The organism is Nocardioides sp. Z35_8, assembly GCF_059621125.1.
Genome location: NZ_JCAQIE010000001.1, coordinates 1,669,699 through 1,687,149, shown reverse-complemented (window position 1 = coordinate 1,687,149; position 17,451 = coordinate 1,669,699). Strand labels below are relative to the sequence as shown.

The 17,451-nt window shown below is 70.1% G+C and carries 16 protein-coding genes; 10 read left to right on the top strand and 6 right to left on the bottom strand.

Annotated features, from left to right (window positions below):
• Positions 1 to 45: 45 nt before the first annotated feature.
• Both AC54T2_RS08100 and AC54T2_RS08095 read right to left on the bottom strand, forming a co-directional pair.
• A complete protein-coding gene (locus AC54T2_RS08100; RefSeq protein ID WP_186342469.1) occupies positions 46 to 1,434 on the bottom strand; it encodes an aspartate aminotransferase family protein in 1,389 nt (462 codons plus the stop codon).
• Positions 1,431 to 1,889, bottom strand: coding sequence for an Lrp/AsnC family transcriptional regulator (locus AC54T2_RS08095; protein WP_186342470.1), 459 nt, complete (start codon positions 1,887 to 1,889; stop codon positions 1,431 to 1,433). The genes AC54T2_RS08100 and AC54T2_RS08095 overlap by 4 nt, the downstream gene beginning before the upstream one ends.
• Before the next feature lie 195 nt (positions 1,890 to 2,084).
• On the opposite strand from AC54T2_RS08095, the gene AC54T2_RS08090 reads away from it, so the two are divergent.
• The 10 genes from AC54T2_RS08090 to AC54T2_RS08045 all read left to right on the top strand — a co-directional run bounded on the left by AC54T2_RS08090 (position 2,085) and on the right by AC54T2_RS08045 (position 12,889).
• Entirely contained in the window at positions 2,085 to 3,530 is a 1,446-nt protein-coding gene (locus AC54T2_RS08090) for a gamma-aminobutyraldehyde dehydrogenase (protein WP_241005325.1), read from the top strand.
• A gap of 92 nt (positions 3,531 to 3,622) precedes the next feature.
• Positions 3,623 to 4,876, top strand: coding sequence for an ABC transporter substrate-binding protein (locus AC54T2_RS08085; protein WP_186342472.1), 1,254 nt, complete (start codon positions 3,623 to 3,625; stop codon positions 4,874 to 4,876).
• 1 nt (position 4,877) lies between these two features.
• Positions 4,878 to 5,978 (top strand): ABC transporter ATP-binding protein, encoded by a 1,101-nt coding sequence (locus tag AC54T2_RS08080; protein ID WP_186342473.1) that lies wholly within the window; start codon positions 4,878 to 4,880, stop codon positions 5,976 to 5,978.
• A complete protein-coding gene (locus tag AC54T2_RS08075; RefSeq protein WP_186342474.1) occupies positions 5,975 to 6,889 on the top strand; it encodes an ABC transporter permease in 915 nt (304 codons plus the stop codon). The genes AC54T2_RS08080 and AC54T2_RS08075 overlap by 4 nt, the downstream gene beginning before the upstream one ends.
• A gap of 1 nt (position 6,890) precedes the next feature.
• Positions 6,891 to 7,781 (top strand): ABC transporter permease subunit, encoded by an 891-nt coding sequence (locus tag AC54T2_RS08070; RefSeq protein ID WP_489975808.1) that lies wholly within the window; start codon positions 6,891 to 6,893, stop codon positions 7,779 to 7,781.
• A 30-nt stretch (positions 7,782 to 7,811) separates the two neighbouring features.
• The gene (locus AC54T2_RS08065; RefSeq protein ID WP_241005324.1) at positions 7,812 to 9,095 is read left to right on the top strand and encodes a saccharopine dehydrogenase family protein; all 1,284 of its coding nucleotides are present in this window, start codon (positions 7,812 to 7,814) and stop codon (positions 9,093 to 9,095) included.
• Positions 9,092 to 10,468: a 4-aminobutyrate--2-oxoglutarate transaminase gene (gabT, locus tag AC54T2_RS08060; RefSeq protein WP_496665927.1), complete on the top strand. Its 1,377-nt coding sequence runs from the start codon at positions 9,092 to 9,094 to the stop codon at positions 10,466 to 10,468. Before AC54T2_RS08065 ends, gabT begins: the two co-directional genes overlap by 4 nt.
• 29 nt (positions 10,469 to 10,497) lie before the next feature.
• Positions 10,498 to 11,949 carry an aldehyde dehydrogenase family protein gene (locus AC54T2_RS08055; RefSeq protein WP_489976012.1) on the top strand — a complete coding sequence of 484 codons (1,452 nt, stop codon included), beginning with the start codon at positions 10,498 to 10,500 and terminating at the stop codon, positions 11,947 to 11,949.
• A 7-nt stretch (positions 11,950 to 11,956) separates the two neighbouring features.
• Positions 11,957 to 12,436: a helix-turn-helix domain-containing protein gene (locus tag AC54T2_RS08050; RefSeq protein ID WP_496665926.1), complete on the top strand. Its 480-nt coding sequence runs from the start codon at positions 11,957 to 11,959 to the stop codon at positions 12,434 to 12,436.
• A gap of 9 nt (positions 12,437 to 12,445) precedes the next feature.
• Entirely contained in the window at positions 12,446 to 12,889 is a 444-nt protein-coding gene (locus AC54T2_RS08045) for a VOC family protein (RefSeq protein WP_489975805.1), read from the top strand.
• Between the two features lie 19 nt (positions 12,890 to 12,908).
• On the opposite strand, the gene AC54T2_RS08040 is transcribed toward AC54T2_RS08045, so the two are convergent.
• The 4 genes from AC54T2_RS08040 to fusA form a co-directional block, all read right to left on the bottom strand.
• Complete coding sequence (locus tag AC54T2_RS08040; protein WP_496665925.1) at positions 12,909 to 13,499, bottom strand: mismatch-specific DNA-glycosylase; 591 nt, start codon at positions 13,497 to 13,499, stop codon at positions 12,909 to 12,911.
• Positions 13,500 to 13,526: 27 nt separating this feature from the next.
• Positions 13,527 to 13,901: a VOC family protein gene (locus AC54T2_RS08035; protein WP_186342480.1), complete on the bottom strand. Its 375-nt coding sequence runs from the start codon at positions 13,899 to 13,901 to the stop codon at positions 13,527 to 13,529.
• Positions 13,902 to 14,013: 112 nt separating this feature from the next.
• On the bottom strand, positions 14,014 to 15,207 hold the full coding sequence (tuf, locus tag AC54T2_RS08030) for an elongation factor Tu (protein WP_489975803.1): 1,194 nt from the start codon (positions 15,205 to 15,207) through the stop codon (positions 14,014 to 14,016).
• A gap of 72 nt (positions 15,208 to 15,279) precedes the next feature.
• Positions 15,280 to 17,397: an elongation factor G gene (fusA, locus tag AC54T2_RS08025; protein ID WP_186342482.1), complete on the bottom strand. Its 2,118-nt coding sequence runs from the start codon at positions 17,395 to 17,397 to the stop codon at positions 15,280 to 15,282.
• Positions 17,398 to 17,451: the final 54 nt, after the last annotated feature.

Sequence of the window (17,451 nt, the reverse complement as noted above, 5' to 3'; positions counted from 1 at the left end):
CCCCGGCCGGACGCACATCAGCGTCGGCCGGCCGGGAGGCAGTCCTCAGAGGTGCGCGAGCGCGCCCGTGAGCACCGAGCGCAGCCGCTGCTCGATGTCGTCGAACTCGGGCTGGCCGATGATGAGCGGCGGCGCGAGCTGGATGACCGGGTCGCCGCGGTCGTCGGCGCGGCAGTAGAGCCCGGCCTCCCACAACGCGCCGGACAGGTAGCCGCGCAGCAGCCGCTCGGACTCCGCGTCGTCGAACGTCTCCTTGGTCTCGCGGTCCTTGACCAGCTCGATGCCGTAGAAGTAGCCGTGCCCGCGCACGTCGCCGACGATCGGGATGTCGAGCAGCTTCTCGAGGGTGGCGCGGAACGCCGGGGCGTTCTGCTGCACGTGGTCGGTGAGCCCCTCCCGCTCGAAGATGTCGAGGTTGGCCATCGCCACCGCGGAGGAGACCGGGTGGCCGCCGAACGTGTAGCCGTGCGCGTAGGCGGTCGTGCCCTTCTTGAAGGGCTCGAAGAGCCGCTCGCTGGCGATCATCGCGCCGATGGGCGAGTAGCCGGAGGTCATCCCCTTGGCGCAGGTGATGATGTCGGGCTGGTAGCCGAACTCGGTGGCGCCGAACATCTGGCCGACCCGGCCGAAGGCGCAGATGACCTCGTCGGAGACCAGCAGCACGTCGTACTCGTCGCAGATCTCGCGGACCCGCTCGAAGTAGCCGGGCGGCGGCGGGAAGCAGCCGCCGGCGTTCTGCACGGGCTCGAGGAACACCGCGGCGACCGTGTCGGGGCCCTCGAACTCGATGGCCTCGGCGATGCGGTCGGCGGCCCAGCGGCCGAACGCCTTCTCGTCGTCGCCGACGTGCTCGGGGCGGCGGTAGAAGTTGGTGTTGGGCACCTTATGGGCGCCGGGCACCAGCGGCTCGAACATCTCCTTCAGCGGCGGGATGCCGGTGATCGAGAGCGCGCCCTGCGGGGTGCCGTGGTAGGCGACGGCGCGCGAGATGACCTTGTGCTTGCCGGGCTTGCCGGTGAGCTTGAAGTACTGCTTGGCGAGCTTCCAGGCCGACTCCACCGCCTCGCCGCCGCCGGTGGTGAAGAAGACCCGGTTGAGGTCGCCGGGCGCCATCGCGGCGATCCGGTCGGCCAGCTCGACCGCGCGGGGGTGCGCGAACGACCACAGCGGGAAGAAGGCCAGCTCCCTGGCCTGCCGGGCCGCGGCCTCGGCCAGCTCCTCGCGGCCGTGGCCGACCTGGACCACGAAGAGGCCGGCGAGGCCGTCGATGTACTCGCGGCCGTGGCTGTCCCAGATCTTGTGCCCCTCGCCCTTGACGATCAGCGGCATCTCCCCGCCGTCCTCGTAGGTCGAGTGCCGCGTGAAGTGCAGCCAGAGGTGGTCGCGTCCGGCGGCCTGGTGGTCGAAGGACTCGTCGTACGGGTGCAGGCTCATCTCGTTCCCCAGTTGTAGTGCTGCTTGTTGAGCTTGAGGTAGACGAAGGTCTCGGAGGAGACCACGCCCTCGAGCTCACGGACCTGACGGATCACGTCGAGCAGGTGCGGGTCGTCCTCGCACACCACCTCGACGAGGAGGTCGAAGCTGCCGGCGGTCGTGACGACGTAGTCGACCTCGCTGAGCTGGGCGAGCCGGTCCCCCACCTGCAGGGGGTCGCCCTCGGTGCGGACGCCGATCATCGCCTGCCGGGCGAACCCGACCTGCGTCGGGTCGGTGACGGCGACGACCTGCATCACCTCGGCGTCGAGGAGCTTCTGCACCCGCGAGCGGGCGGCGGCCTCGGACAGCCCCACCGCCTTCGCGATGGCGGCGTAGGAGATCCGGCCGTCCTCCTGGAGCAGCTCGATGATGCGCTTGGCGGTGTCGTCGAGGCGGACCTGTCCCTCACCCATGCACGTGCTCCCCTGGCTCGCTCATGGCGCAATGGTGGGGGTGGCGGCCCGTCGTCCGCAAGTCGGACAGCGCGGAATCCGTGTGTCGAGGCCGTTAATTCTGCGTTTCCCACACATTCGTCGGTGAGAACTGTGGCGATGGCTCGCTGCCAGGTCCTACCCTCCCTTCACCGAACCCGACCCGGGAGGACACTCGTGACCAGCCCACGCACCCTGCGCAACTTCATCGGTGGCACCTACGTCGACGGCAGCGCCGGCGCGACGAGCGACGTCGTCGACCCGACCACCGGCCAGGTCGTGGCGCACGCGCCGGTCAGCGGGGCCGAGGAGGTCGACGCCGCCTACGCGTCCGCCGAGCGCGCCTTCGGCGAGTGGGGGCGTACGACGCCCAGCGAGCGCCAGCAGGCCCTCCTCGCGATCGCCGACGCCGTGGAGGAGCACGCCGAGGAGCTGATCGCCCTGGAGTCGGAGAACACCGGCAAGATCAAGGCGCTGACCGCCACCGAGGAGATCCCGCCGATGGTCGACCAGCTCCGGTTCTTCGCCGGCGCGGCCCGGGTGCTCGAGGGCCGGGCGGCCGGGGAGTACCTCGCCGGGCACACGTCGTGGATCCGGCGCGAGCCGATCGGCGTGGTGGGCCAGGTGACGCCCTGGAACTATCCGCTCCTGATGGCGGTGTGGAAGATCGGCCCGGCGCTCGCGGCCGGCAACACCGTGGTCCTCAAGCCGAGCGACACCACGCCGACGAGCACGCTCCGCCTGGCCGAGCTCGCCGCGGAGCACCTGCCGGCCGGCACCCTCAACGTGGTCACCGGCGACCGGGAGACGGGTCGCCTGCTGGTCGAGCACCCGACCCCGGCCATGGTCGCGATCACCGGGTCGGTCCGGGCCGGCGCCGAGGTGGCCGCCAGCGCCGCGCCGCAGGTCAAGCGCGTGCACCTCGAGCTCGGCGGCAAGGCGCCGGTCGTGGTGTTCGACGACGCCGACATCGAGGCGGCGGTCGAGGGCATCGCGATCGCGGGCTACTTCAACGCCGGGCAGGACTGCACGGCCGCGACCCGCGTGCTCGTCGCCCCCGGCATCCACGACGACTTCGTCGCCGCGCTCGCCGACTACGCCCGGTCCTCGGCGCCGGTGGGCCTGCCCGACGACGCCGACGCCCTCTTCGGCCCGGTCAACAACGCCACCCAGCTGGCGCGGGTCAGCCGGTTCGTCGAGGACCTGCCCTCGCACGCCACGGTCGCGGCCGGGGGCAACCGACGCACCGACCTCGGCGACGGCTACTTCCTCGAGCCCACGGTCCTGTCGGGGCTGCGCCAGGACGACGACGCGATCCAGAACGAGATCTTCGGGCCGGTGATCACCGTGCAGCGCTTCGCCGACGAGGACGAGGCGATCCGGTGGGCCAACGGCGTCGACTACGGCCTCGCCTCCTCGGTGTGGACCAGGGACTTCGGTCGGGCGATGCGGATGTCGAAGGCCCTCGACTTCGGCTGCGTGTGGATCAACACCCACATCCCGCTCGTCGCCGAGATGCCGCACGGTGGCTACAAGAAGTCGGGCTACGGCAAGGATCTGTCGATGTACGGCTTCGAGGACTACACCCGCGTCAAGCACGTCATGGCCAACATCGAGTCGTGATCGAGTCGTGACCGAGTCGTGAACCGCATGCGGGCCGGCACCACCAGCAGCACCACACCAGACCACTCGGGGGACGAGCGGAGGACTTCTTGATGGCACCGATCACCCGGCGCTCCCGGCGCCCCCTCTCACCGCCCGCCGCCGCGCTCACGGCGGCGGCCGGCGGCGGCCTGAGCCGACGGGCACTGCTGGGCACCGGGGTCGCCGCCGGCGCCGGCGTGGCGCTGACCGGCTGCGCCCCGCCCGCGCCGCCGGCGTCCGGCGGGCTGACCAGCCTCGACCTGCCCACCGACGTCTCGGAGACCGAGAAGATCCTCAACTGGGCCAACTGGACGGCCTACCTCGACATGAACGGCAAGGAGACCCGCTCACCGACGCTCGAGGCGTTCATGGAGCAGACCGGGATCCGGGTCAGCTACACCGAGGACGTCGACGACAACGACTCCTACTACGCCAAGGTCGCCCCGCAGCTGCGCGCCGGCCAGAGCATCGACCGCGACATCTTCACCCTCACCGACTGGATGGCCGGGCGGGTCATCCGCGACCAGCTGTGCCAGCCGCTGCAGCTGATCCAGATGCCCCGGGTCGTCAACAACCTGCTCCAGCCGCTCAAGGACGTCTCGTTCGACCCCGGCCGCAACTACTCCGTCACCTGGCAGAGCGGCTTCGCCGGCATCGGCTACAACCGCGACAAGGTCGGCCGCGAGCTCAAGTCGCTCGACGACCTGTGGACCGACGACCTGAAGGGCCGTGTCGTGGTGCTGTCGGAGTTCCGCGACACCGCCGGGCTGGTGATGCAGTCGCAGGGCGTCGACATCGACAGCGACTGGGGCCGCGCGGAGTTCGAGAAGGCGCTGGACTTCATCGAGCAGAAGATCGAGGAGGGCTACATCCGCAAGGTGAAGGGCAACTCCTACATGGAGGACCTCACCAGCGGCAACGCCGTCGCCGGCATCACGTGGAGCGGCGACATCTTCGTCCTCGCCTACGACACCGACGACCCGAGCTGGACGTTCACCATCCCCGAGTCCGGCGGCACCCTCTGGTCGGACAACCTGATGGTGCCGATCACCTCCACGCACCGCAGCAACGCCCAGAAGCTCATGGACTACTACTACGACCCGGCCGTGGCCGCCCAGGTCGCCGCGTGGGTCAACTACGTGTGCCCGGTCGAGGGTGCGCAGGCCGAGATGGAGAAGCTCGACCCCGAGCTGGCCGAGAGCCCGTGGATCTTCCCCTCGGCGGACTTCATCTCCGAGAGCAACATCCAGCAGTTCCGCGCGCTCGACGCCGACGAGGACATCGAGTTCGCCGACCTGTGGTCCACGAAGGTGATGGGGAACTGACATGGCTGGATTCCGCGAGGCGCGCGGCGACCTCAGGCTCGAGAGCGTGACCAAGACGTTCGGCGACTTCACCGCCGTCGACGACATCGACCTCACCGTCCCCCGGGGCTCGTTCTTCGCCCTGCTCGGCCCCTCGGGCTGCGGCAAGACCACGACCCTGCGCATGGTCGCCGGGCTGGAGCAGCCGACCGCCGGCCGGGTGATGATCGGCGACACCGACCTCACCGGGTCGCGGCCCTACGAGCGGCCGGTCAACACGGTGTTCCAGTCCTACGCGCTGTTCCCGCACCTGACGATCCGCGACAACGTCGAGTTCGGCCCCAAGCGCCGCAAGGACAAGGACGCCGCACAGCGGGCCGACGAGGCGCTCGAGCTGGTGCAGATGAGCCAGTTCGCCGGCCGCAAGCCCGCCCAGCTCTCCGGCGGGCAGCAGCAGCGGGTCGCGCTCGCGCGGGCCCTGGTCAACCACCCCGAGGTGCTGCTGCTCGACGAGCCGCTGGGCGCGCTCGACCTCAAGCTGCGCCGGGAGATGCAGGTCGAGCTCAAGCGCATCCAGACCGAGGTCGGGCTGACCTTCATCCACGTCACCCACGACCAGGAGGAGGCCATGACGATGGCCGACACGGTCGCGGTGATGAACAGGGGCCGGATCGAGCAGCTGGGCCCGCCCGAGGAGCTCTACGACCTCCCCCGCACCCAGTTCGTGGCCAACTTCGTCGGCCAGGCCAACACCGGTGTGGCGACCGTCGAGGGCACCGACGGCGACCACCTCGTCGCCGACGTCGTCGGCACCAAGGTCAAGATCCTCCGCAACCGCTCGCAGGTGCACGACGGCCAGGTCGTGTTCGGCGTGCGCCCGGAGAAGGTGACGGTGTCGCGCACGCAGCCCGACGGCGTGGGCAACGACGTCAAGGGCGTGGTGCGCGACGTGTCGTTCCTCGGCGTGGCGACCAGCTACCTCGTCGACATGCCCAGCGGGACGACGTGGAGCTGCTACGAGCAGAACCTCGACGTCGAGCCGCTCGACCTGCGCCCGGGCGACGAGGTCTGGCTGACCTGGAACCCCGGTCACGCGTTCGGCGTCCCCGTGGCGACCCCATGAGCGGGCTCGCCCACGTGGCGGCGGGCGACACGTCGATCGCCCCGGCCCCGGCGGCCCCGGAGACCAGGAAGCGCGGCTGGACGGCCTACCTCCTGCTGCTCCCGGGCGTGCTGTGGCTCGGCGTCTTCTTCATCCTGCCGCTGGTGCAGCTGGCCTCGGTCAGCCTGCAGAGCCGCTACGCCGGCTTCCCCGGCTACTACTACCGCGACCTCAACTTCGCCAACTACGCGAGCGCGCTGACCGACTACGCGCCGCACTTCGCGCGCTCGTTCCTCTACGCCGGGCTCGCCACGCTGCTGGCGTTCGTGATCGCCTACCCGCTCGCCTACGCGATGGCATTCAAGGCCGGGCGGTGGCGCAGCCTGATGATGATCTGCGTCGTCGCGCCGTTCTTCACCTCCTTCATCCTCCGCACGTTCGCGTGGTCGCAGATCCTCGCCGACGAGGGCCCGGTCGCCACCGTGCTCAACTTCCTGCACGTGCTGCCCGGCGGGGCCATCATCAACACCCCCGTCGCGGTGGTCGCCGGCCTCACCTACAACTTCCTGCCGTTCATGGTGCTGCCCATCTACGCCTCGCTCGAGCGGGCCGACCCACGCGTCATCGAGGCCGGGGGCGACCTCTACGCCAACGGCCTGACCACCTTCCGCACGGTGACCCTGCCGATGTCGATGCCGGGCGTCATGGCCGGCACCCTGCTGACGTTCATCCCCGCGGCCGGTGACTTCGTCAACATGGAGCTCCTCGGCCCCCAGCGCGGGAAGATGGTCGGCAACGTCATCAACGACCAGTTCCTCGCGATCCCCGGCGGCTATCCCGTCGCCGCCGCCCTCTCGTTCACGCTGATGGCCGCCATCTTGGCGATGGTGTTCCTCTACGTCCGCCGCTTCGGCACCGAGGAGCTGGTCTGACATGGCCACCACGACACGACCCCCGGCGCCGGCGCAGGAGAGCGCCGCGCCCTCCGCGCCCTACCGGCCCTCGGCCGCCAAGCGGGCGCAGCTGTGGCTGGCCAACCACTTCGCCGTCCTGGCGGCGATCCTGGTGCTGGTCTACCTCTTCCTGCCGGTGGCCTACACCTTCGCGTTCTCCTTCAACGACCACGGCAAGACCAACATCGTGTGGCAGGGGTTCACCTGGGAGCACTGGAAGGACCCGTGCGGCGTCCCGGGGGCCTGCGAGTCGCTGGTGACCTCGTTGCAGGTGGGCGCCATCTCCACCCTCGTCGCCACCGTGCTGGGCACGATGATGGCCCTGGCGATGGTGCGCTACCGCTTCCGCGGCAAGCAGGCCAGCAACATCTTGATCTTCGTGCCGATGGCGACGCCCGAGATCGTGATGGGCGCGGCACTGCTCACGATCTTCGTGCAGGGCTTCGCCAACGTCGGGATCAGCCTGGGCTTCGGCACGATCGTCTTCGCCCACATCATGTTCTGCCTGAGCTTCGTGGTCGTGACCGTCAGGGCGCGCATCCAGTCGCTCGACCCCCGCATCGAGGAGGCCGCGCAGGACCTCTACGCCAGCCCGCTGCAGACCTTCTGGAAGGTCACCTTCCCGCTGATCCTGCCGGGCATCCTCGGCGCGGCGATGCTGGCCTTCTCGCTGTCGTTCGACGACTTCATCATCACCAACTTCGTCTCCGGCAACGAGTCGACGTTCCCCAAGTTCGTCTACGTCGCCTCGCGGCGCGGCATCCCGGCCGAGGCCAACGTCATCGGCTTCTCGATGTTCGTGCTGGCCGTCCTGCTCGTGGTGGGCGCACAGGTCGTGAGCTCGCTGCGCTCGTCGAAGCACACGAGCTGATCCCCACCCCGAGACCGAGGAGACGACGACGTGGCCCAACCGATGCGGGTGCTGATGGTGGGGGCAGGTGGCGTCGGCGACGCCGCCGCCCGGATCGCCGTCGAGCGCGACTTCTTCGAGGCCTGGGTGGTGGCCGACCACGACCTCGCGCGGGCCGAGCGCACCGTCGCCGCGGCGCGCGGACGTCGCCCGGGCGACGAGCGCCTCAGCGCCGCCCAGGTCGACGCCTCCGACACCGACGCCGTGGCGGCGCTCGCCCGCCGGGTGGGCGCCACCCACGTGTTCAACGCCGTGGACCCGCGGTTCGTGATGCCGATCTTCACCGGGGCACTCGCCGCCGGGGCCGACTACCTCGACATGGCGATGAGCCTGTCCGTGCCCCACCCCGACGCACCCCACGAGAAGGTCGGCGTCAAGCTCGGCGACGAGCAGTTCGCCCGGGCCGCCGAGTGGGAGGCGGCCGGGCGGCTCGCCCTGCTCGGCATCGGCGTCGAGCCCGGCCTCTCCGACGTCCTGGCGCGCTACGCCGCCGACGAGCTGTTCGACCACATCGACGAGATCGGCACCCGCGACGGCGCCAACCTCGTCATCCGCGACGACGACGGCAACGAGGTGTTCGCCCCCGGCTTCTCGATGTGGACGATCATCGAGGAGTGCCTCAACCCTCCCGTGGTCTGGGAGCGCGAGAGGGGCGGCGGCGACCTGGAGTCGGGGTTCTCCACGCTGCCGCCCTTCTCGGAGCCGGAGGTCTTCGACTTCCCGGAGGGGATCGGGCCGGTCGAGTGCGTGCACGTCGAGCACGAGGAGGTGCTCCTCATGCCCCGCTGGATCGAGGCCGACCGGGTGACCTTCAAGTACGGCCTGGGCGAGGAGATGATCGGCATCCTGCGCACCCTGCACACCCTCGGCCTCGACTCGACCGAGCCGGTCACCGTCAAGGGCGTGGAGGTCTCCCCCCGTGACGTGGTAGCGGCCTGCCTGCCCGACCCGGCGACCATCGGGCCGCGGATGGAGGGCAAGACCTGCGCCGGCGTCTGGGTGAGCGGCACAGGCAAGGACGGCCGACCGCGCTCGACCTACCTCTACCACGTCGTCGACAATGCCGACTCGATGCGCGACTACGGCGCGCAGTGCGTGGTCTGGCAGACCGCGATCAACCCGGTGGTCGCCCTCGAGCTGCTGGCCGACGGGACCTGGTCGGGCAGCGGGGTCCTCGGCCCCGAGGCCATGGCGCCGAAGCCGTTCCTCGACCTGCTCGCCGCACCGAGACCGGAGGGCTACGGCTCTCCCTGGCACCTGGAGGACCGTTCGTGACCACGCCCCGTGACACCCGCACCCCGCTCTCCCAGCAACGGATCCTCGCCACCGAGATCCCCGGCCCGCGCTCGCAGGCGCTGCACGCCCGCAAGCTCGCCTCCGTCTCCGCCGGGGTCGGCACCACGCTGCCCGTCTACGTCGAGCAGGCGGGCGGGGGCATCCTGCGTGACGTCGACGGCAACCAGCTCATCGACTTCGGCTCGGGCATCGCCGTCACGAGCGTCGGCAACGCCGCGCCCCGCGTCGTCGAGGCCGTGCAGCGCCAGGTCGCCGACTTCACCCACACCTGCTTCATGGTCACGCCCTACGAGGAGTACGTCGCGGTCTGCGAGAAGCTGGCCGAGCTCACGCCCGGTGAGCACGAGAAGCGCTCGGCGTTGTTCAACTCCGGTGCCGAGGCCGTGGAGAACGCCGTAAAGGTCGCGCGCCACCACACCGGCCGCGACGCGATCGTGGTGTTCGACCACGCCTACCACGGCCGCACCAACCTCACGATGGCCCTGACGGCCAAGACCATGCCCTACAAGCACCGCTTCGGGCCGTTCGCCGGCGAGGTCTACCGCGCTCCGATGGCCTACCCCTACCGCTGGCCGGGCGGCGCGGAGGCCTGTGCCGAGGAGGCGTTCGACGCCTTCGTGGCCACGGTCCACACGCAGGTCGGCGAGGACAGCTGCGCCGCCGTGCTGATCGAGCCGATCCAGGGCGAGGGCGGCTTCATCGTCCCGCCGCCCGGCTGGCTCGCCCGCGTCGCGGAGTGGTGCCGCGAGCACGGCATCCTGCTCATCGCCGACGAGATCCAGACCGGCTTCGCCCGCACGGGCGACTGGTTCGCCTGCGACCACGAGGGCGTCGTGCCCGACCTGGTGACGACCGCGAAGGGCATGGCGGGAGGGCTGCCGCTGGCCGCGGTGACCGGGCGGGCGGACGTGATGGACTCGGTCCACGTCGGCGGCCTGGGAGGCACCTACGGTGGCAACCCGGTCGCCTGCGCGGCGGCCCTCGCCGCGATCGAGACGATGGAGGCCGAGGACCTCCCGGGCCGGGCGCGCCAGGTCGAGGCGGCGTTCGTGCCGCGGCTGCGTGCCCTCGCCGAGCGGCACCCCGACCGGGTGGGCGACATCCGGGGCCGGGGAGCGATGCTCGCGGTCGAGCTGGTCGCCGACGGCCCCGGGCGTACGCCCGACCCGGCGCTCGCGGCGGCCGTCCACCGCACCTGCTCGGCTCGCGGGCTGGTGACCCTGACCTGCGGCACCTACGGCAACGTCTTCCGGTTCCTGCCGCCGCTCGCGATCGACGACGACCTGCTCGCCGAGGGGCTCGACATCTTCGAGGCCGCCTTCGACGACGCGGTCGGTGGCAGGGTGGGGTGATGGCCGTGACCGACCCCCTGAAGGACCCCATGACCGCCCCCGTGATCGAGACCGTTCCCACCCAGCTCCTCATCGGCGGGGCGTGGGTGGACGCCGAGGGCGGTGGCACCCTCGAGGTGCGCAACCCCGCCGACGAGCAGGTGCTGGCGCGCGTCGCCGACGCCACGCCGGCCGACGGCGAGCGGGCCCTCGCGGCCGCGGCCGAGGCCCAGGCCGAGTGGCGCGCCACCGAGCCCCGGGTGCGCGGGGAGATCCTGCGCAGCGCCTTCGAGCTGCTCACCGAGCGGGCCGACCACTTCGCCCGCCTGATGACCCTCGAGATGGGCAAGACGCTCGCCGAGGCGAGGGGCGAGGTGGCCTACGGCGCCGAGTTCTTCCGCTGGTTCGCCGAGGAGGCGGTGCGGATCCACGGCCGCTACTCCCCCGCGCCGAGCGGCAACACCCGCCTGATCACCATGAAGGGCCCCGTCGGACCGACGCTGATGATCACCCCGTGGAACTTCCCGCTGGCGATGGGCACCCGCAAGATCGGACCCGCCGTCGCCGCCGGCTGCACGATGGTCGTCAAGCCCGCCGCGGAGACGCCCCTCACCATGCTCGCCCTGGCGGCGCTGCTCGAGGAGGTCGGCCTGCCGCCCGGAGTGCTCAACGTGGTGACCACCTCCGACTCCGGCGCGCTGTGCGAGCCGATCATCAAGGACTCCCGGCTGCGCAAGCTGACCTTCACCGGGTCGACGGCCGTCGGCAAGGTCCTCGTCGCCCAGGCCGCCGACCAGCTGCTGCGGGTGTCGATGGAGCTGGGCGGCAACGCCCCGTTCCTCGTCTTCGACGACGCCGACCTCGACGCGGCGGTGGAGGGCGCGATGCTCGCCAAGATGCGCAACATCGGCGAGGCCTGCACGTCGGCCAACCGGTTCCTGGTGCACGAGTCGGTGGCCGAGGAGTTCGCCCGCCGGTTCGCCGAGCGCATGGGTGCCCTGACGGTCGGCGACGGCACCCGCGAGGGGGTCGACGTGGGCCCGTTGATCACCGAGAAGGCGCGGGCGGGTGTCCACGAGCTCGTCCACGACGCCGTCTCGTCCGGCGCCCGCGCCCTGGTCGGCGGCGAGGTCCCCGAGGGGGCGGGCCACTTCTACCCGCCGACCGTGCTCGTCGACGTCCCCCCGGGCGCCCGGGTGCTCCGCGAGGAGATCTTCGGTCCCGTCGCGCCGGTCGCCACGTTCGCCGACGAGGCCGAGGCCGTGCGGCGCGCCAACGACACCGAGTACGGCCTGGTGGCCTACGTGTTCACCCGCGACCACGCCCGGGTGCTGCGCGTCAGCGAGGCGCTGGACTTCGGCATGGTCGGGGTCAACACGGGCATCGTGTCCAACCCCGCGGCACCGTTCGGCGGCGTCAAGCACTCGGGGTTCGGTCGTGAGGGCGGCTTCGAGGGCATCGAGGAGTACCTCGAGACCAAGTACGTCGGCAGCGCCCTGTGAGGCGCCGATGACGGCCGCCGCCGGTCAGGTGAGCGAGCAGCGCCGCGTGCCCGGCGACGTCCTGGTCCACCTGCGTCGGGCGCGCGACCACCTCGACCGGCACTTCGCGGAGCCCTTCGACCTCGACCGCCTCGGCTCGATCGCCGGGATGAGCCGCTACCACTTCATCCGGTCCTTCGCCATGACCTACGGCGTGACGCCCGGGGCGTACCTCGCCGAGCGCCGGGTCGAGCGGGCGCAGGACCTGCTGCGGTCGGCGAACCTGACGGTCACCGAGGTGTGCCACGCCGTGGGCTACAGCAGCCTCGGCTCGTTCAGCTCGAGGTTCCGCGAGATCGTCGGAGAGAGCCCGCGCGAGTTCCAGGAGCGTTACGCAGCGCAGGGCAACCCCCGCATTCCCGGCTGCTACGTGTTCATGGCGAGGCTCGTCGAGCGCGGTAGCAGCACCGCAACGCAGGAGAAGCGCGACGACGACCCGCGTCCCTAGGCTCGCCGCATGATCACCAACATCTCCCTCGTGTCCGTCTGGGTGAAGGACATCGACGAGTCGCTCGCCTTCTACACCGACGTCCTGGGCTTCGAGGTCGGCGACGACCTCCAGCTCGGACCCGACTTCCGCTGGACCACCGTGGTGCACCCGAGCCAGCCCGAGGTCAACCTCCACCTCACGACGCCGGGCGGTCCGCTCCCCGACTACCTCATCGAGGCCATGAACCGGGCCCAGGACGAGGGCGGCCTCCCCGGCGTCGGGCTGACCGTCGACGACTGCCGTGCCACCTACGACAGCCTGCGCGCCAAGGGCGTGGAGTTCCTCCAGGAGCCCCAGGAGCGGCCCTACGGCGTCGAGGCCCTGATGCGCGACAACTCGGGCAACTGGATGGTCCTGGTCGAGCAGCGCGACTACACGCCCGAGGACTTCGAGGGCGTCGACATGGGCTGATTGGGCCCGCGCGTGCGGCTCAGTGCCGCGGGAGGTGCTCGACGACCCCCGCGGCCAGGGCCGCCTCGGCGTACGCCCTGGCGAGCGTCTCCACGGTCTCGTGGGCGTTGAGGCCGGACGGGTTGGGCACCACGAACACCCGCGACACGCCCCAGCGCCCGGGCTGCTCACCGACCCGGGCACCGGCCTCGCCGAACGCGGTGCGGTAGGCGGTGATGCCGGCGACAGCCACGACGGTGGGGCGCCGCTCCGCGACGAGCTCGCGGAGCCGCCGCCCGCCCTCCTTCAGCTCGACCGGGGTCAGCTCGTCGGCCCGGGCCGTGGCCCGCGGCACCACGTTGGTGATGCCGATGCCGCGCCGGCGCAGCTCGTCGCGGTCCTCGTCGCTCATGCCGGCCGCCGGGGCGATGGGCCACGGGATGATCCCGGCCCGCAGCAGGGCGGGGTAGAACCGGTTGCCGGGGCGGGCGAAGTGCGACTGCGTGGCGGCGGTCCACAGGCCGGGGTTGATGCCGACGAACAGCAGCCGCAGCGGCTGGTCGGCGTCCGGGAGCAGGTCGGGCACCTCGACGTCGCGGAACGCCTCCAGCTCTGCCTTGGTGAACCCCATGGCGCCCATCCTGCCCTGCGCTGCGGCTCAGGACGGGTCGAGCCCCGATGCGTCCGAAGCGGCCGCCACGCAGAACTGGTTGCCGTCGGGGTCGGCCAGCGTCACCCAGCGGAAGCTGTCGTCCCCCCGGCGCTCGATCAGCGTCGCGCCTGCGGCTACCAAGCGGTCGACCTCGGCGTCCAGGTCGTGCGCGGTGAGGTCGAGGTGGATCCGGTTCTTGCCGGGGGTCGGGTCGTCGACCTTCTGGAAGGCGAGCAGGCCTGGCAGTCCGCCGCCGCTCACCAGGACGTAGTGGCCGTCGTTGGTCTCGCCCACCGTGGCACCGGTCTGCTCGGCCCACCAGGAGGCGAGTGACAGGGCGTCGGTGGTGTCCATCGTGATCATGCCCAGGGTCAGAGTCATGGCGCCGACGCTAGCGGCCAGCACCGACGGCGAGAAGATGCACGAGACCCCGCCTCCCTGACGGGAGACGGGGTCTCGGGTGGTGCGGGTGCCGGTCAGCGACCGGCGGGGATCACTTGGTGATCTTGGTGACGCGGCCGGCGCCGACGGTGCGGCCACCCTCGCGGATGGCGAAGCGCAGGCCCTCGTCCATGGCGATGGGCTGGATGAGCTCGACCGACATCTCGGTGTTGTCGCCCGGCATGACCATCTCGGTGCCCTCGGGCAGGGTCACGACGCCCGTCACGTCCGTGGTGCGGAAGTAGAACTGCGGGCGGTAGTTGTTGAAGAACGGCGTGTGGCGGCCGCCCTCGTCCTTGCCCAGGATGTAGACCGAGGCGTCGAAGTTGGTGTGCGGGGTGGTCGTGCCCGGCTTGATCACGACCATGCCGCGCTCGACGTCCTCGCGCTTGGTGCCACGGAGCAGCAGACCGACGTTCTCACCGGCCTGGCCCTCGTCGAGGAGCTTGCGGAACATCTCGACACCGGTGACGGTGCTCTTCTGCGAGCCCTCGCGGATGCCGATGATCTCGACCTCCTCGTTGACCTTGACGATGCCGCGCTCGATGCGACCGGTGATGACGGTGCCACGACCGGTGATCGTGAAGACGTCCTCGACGGGCATGAGGAAGGGCTTGTCGGTGTCGCGCTCGGGGGTCGGGATGTAGTCGTCCACGGCCTGCATGAGCTCGGCGATCGAGTCGCCCCACTTGGCGTCGCCCTGCAGCGCCGGGAAGGCCGCCACGCGCACGACGGGGATGTCGTCGCCCGGGAACTCGTACTCGGAGAGGAGCTCGCGCACCTCCATCTCGACGAGCTCGATGAGCTCCTCGTCGTCGACCATGTCGCACTTGTTGAGCGCGACCACCAGGGCGGGCACGCCGACCTGGCGCGCGAGCAGCACGTGCTCGCGGGTCTGCGGCATGGGGCCGTCGGTGGCGGCGACCACGAGGATCGCGCCGTCCATCTGCGCCGCGCCGGTGATCATGTTCTTGATGTAGTCGGCGTGACCGGGGCAGTCGACGTGCGCGTAGTGGCGCGCCTCGGTCTGGTACTCGACGTGCGCGATCGAGATCGTGATGCCGCGCTGCCGCTCCTCGGGAGCCTTGTCGATCTGGTCGAACGCCGAAGCCTCGTTGAGGTCCGGGTACTTGTCGTGCAGCACCTTGGTGATCGCCGCGGTCAGCGTCGTCTTGCCGTGGTCGATGTGACCGATGGTGCCGATGTTGACGTGCGGCTTGGTCCGCTCGAACTTCGCCTTAGCCACTGGGGCTCCTCCTGGTTGTTGTTACTTGACTCGTGGGTGTGGGGTGGTGCTGATGCCGAGGATCCGGCGCGATTACTCGCCGCGGACCTTCTTGACGATCTCGTCGGCGATGTTCGTGGGAACCTCGGCGTACGAGTCGAACTCCATCGAGTACGACGCCTGACCGGAGGTCTTGGACCTCAGGTCGCCAACGTACCCGAACATCTCGGACAACGGCACAAGGGCGTTGACGACCATGTCGCCGTGACGCTCCTCCTGTGCCTGGATCTGGCCGCGGCGCGAGTTGATGTCGCCGATGACGGTGCCCAGGAACGTGTCCGGGGTGGTCACCTCCACGGCGAACATCGGCTCGAGCAGCACCGGCTTGGCCTTGCGTGCGGCCTCCTTGAAGGCCTGGTTGCCGGCGATCTTGAACGCGAGCTCGGACGAGTCGACGTCGTGGTAGGCGCCGTCCTCGAGCGAGAACTTCACGTCGACCATCGGGTAGCCGGCGAGGACGCCGAACTCCATGGCCTCCTGGCCACCCTGGTCGACCGAGGGGATGTACTCCTTCGGCACGCGACCGCCGGTGACGTTGTTGACGAACTCGTAGCCCGCACCGGTGCCCGTCTCCGGGTCGATGTTGGGCTCGAGCGAGATGACGACCTTCGCGAACTGGCCCGAACCACCGGTCTGCTTCTTGTGGGTGTAGCTGTGGTTGGCCACCTTGTTGCGGATGGTCTCGCGGTAGGCCACCTGCGGCTTGCCGACGGTCGCCTCGACGCGGAACTCGCGCTTCATGCGGTCGACGAGGATCTCGAGGTGGAGCTCGCCCATGCCGGCGATGATCGTCTGGCCGGTCTCCTCGTCGGTCTTGACCGTGAAGGTCGGGTCCTCGTCGGACAGGCGCTGGATCGCGGTGCCGAGCTTCTCCTGGTCGCTCTTCGTCTTGGGCTCGATCGCGACCTCGATCACCGGGGCCGGGAACGTCATCGACTCGAGCACGACCTGGTTGTTCGGGTCGCACAGCGTGTGGCCGGTCTTGGTGTCCTTGAGGCCCATGACGGCCACGATCTGCCCGGCGCCGACCGACGCGATCTCCTCACGCTTGTTGGCGTGCATCTGGTAGACCTTGCCGATCCGCTCCTTCTTGCCGTTGACCGAGTTGACCACGGTCGAGCCGGCCTCGAGCTTGCCCGAGTAGACGCGGACGTAGATCAGCTTGCCGAGGTGCGGGTCGGAGGCGATCTTGTAGGCCAGGCCGGCGAACGGCTCGTCGTCGGACGGCTTGCGGGAGATCGACTCCTCCTCGTCACGCGGCGAGTGACCGACGATGGCGTCGATGTCGAGCGGCGAGGGGAGGTACTTCACGACCGCGTCGAGCAGGGGCTGGACGCCCTTGTTCTTGAACGCGGTGCCGCACAGGACCGGGTTGACCTTGTCGGACAGGGTCGCGCGACGGATGGCTGCCTCGAGCTCCTCGACGGCGAAGCCGTCGTCACCCTCCCCGAGGTACTTCTCCATGATCTCGTCGTCGGCCTCGGCGAGGGTCTCGATGAGCTTCTCGCGGTACTCCGCGGCCTGCTCGGCGAGCGCGGCCGGGATCTCCTCGACCTCGTAGTCCTCACCCATCTTGGTCTCGCCGCGCCAAGTGAGGGCACGCATGCCGACCAGGTCGACGACACCGAGGAAGTCGGACTCCGCGCCGATGGGCAGCTGGAGCACGAGCGGGGTGGAGTTGAGGCGCTCGACCATCATGTCGACGCAGCGGAAGAAGTCCGCGCCGGTGCGGTCGAGCTTGTTGACGAAGCACATGCGGGGGACCGAGTACTTGTTGGCCTGGCGCCACACCGTCATGGTCTGCGGCTCGACACCGGCGACACCGTCGAAGACCGCCACGGCGCCGTCGAGGACGCGCAGCGAGCGCTCGACCTCGGCGGTGAAGTCCACGTGCCCGGGGGTGTCGATGATGTTGATCTGGTGGTTCTTCCACCAGCAGGTCGTCGCGGCGGACGTGATGGTGATGCCGCGCTCCTGCTCCTGCTCCATCCAGTCCATCGTGGCGCCACCCTCGTGGACCTCACCGATCTTGTAGGTGATGCCGGTGTAGAACAGGATGCGCTCGGTGGTGGTCGTCTTGCCGGCGTCGATGTGCGCCATGATGCCGATGTTGCGGACCTTGTTGAGGTCGGTGGTGATGTCGACAGCCACTGTTGTGTCTCAGTCCCTCGGAAGTTGGTGGGAGCTCGTGGGGAGAGGGGCCGT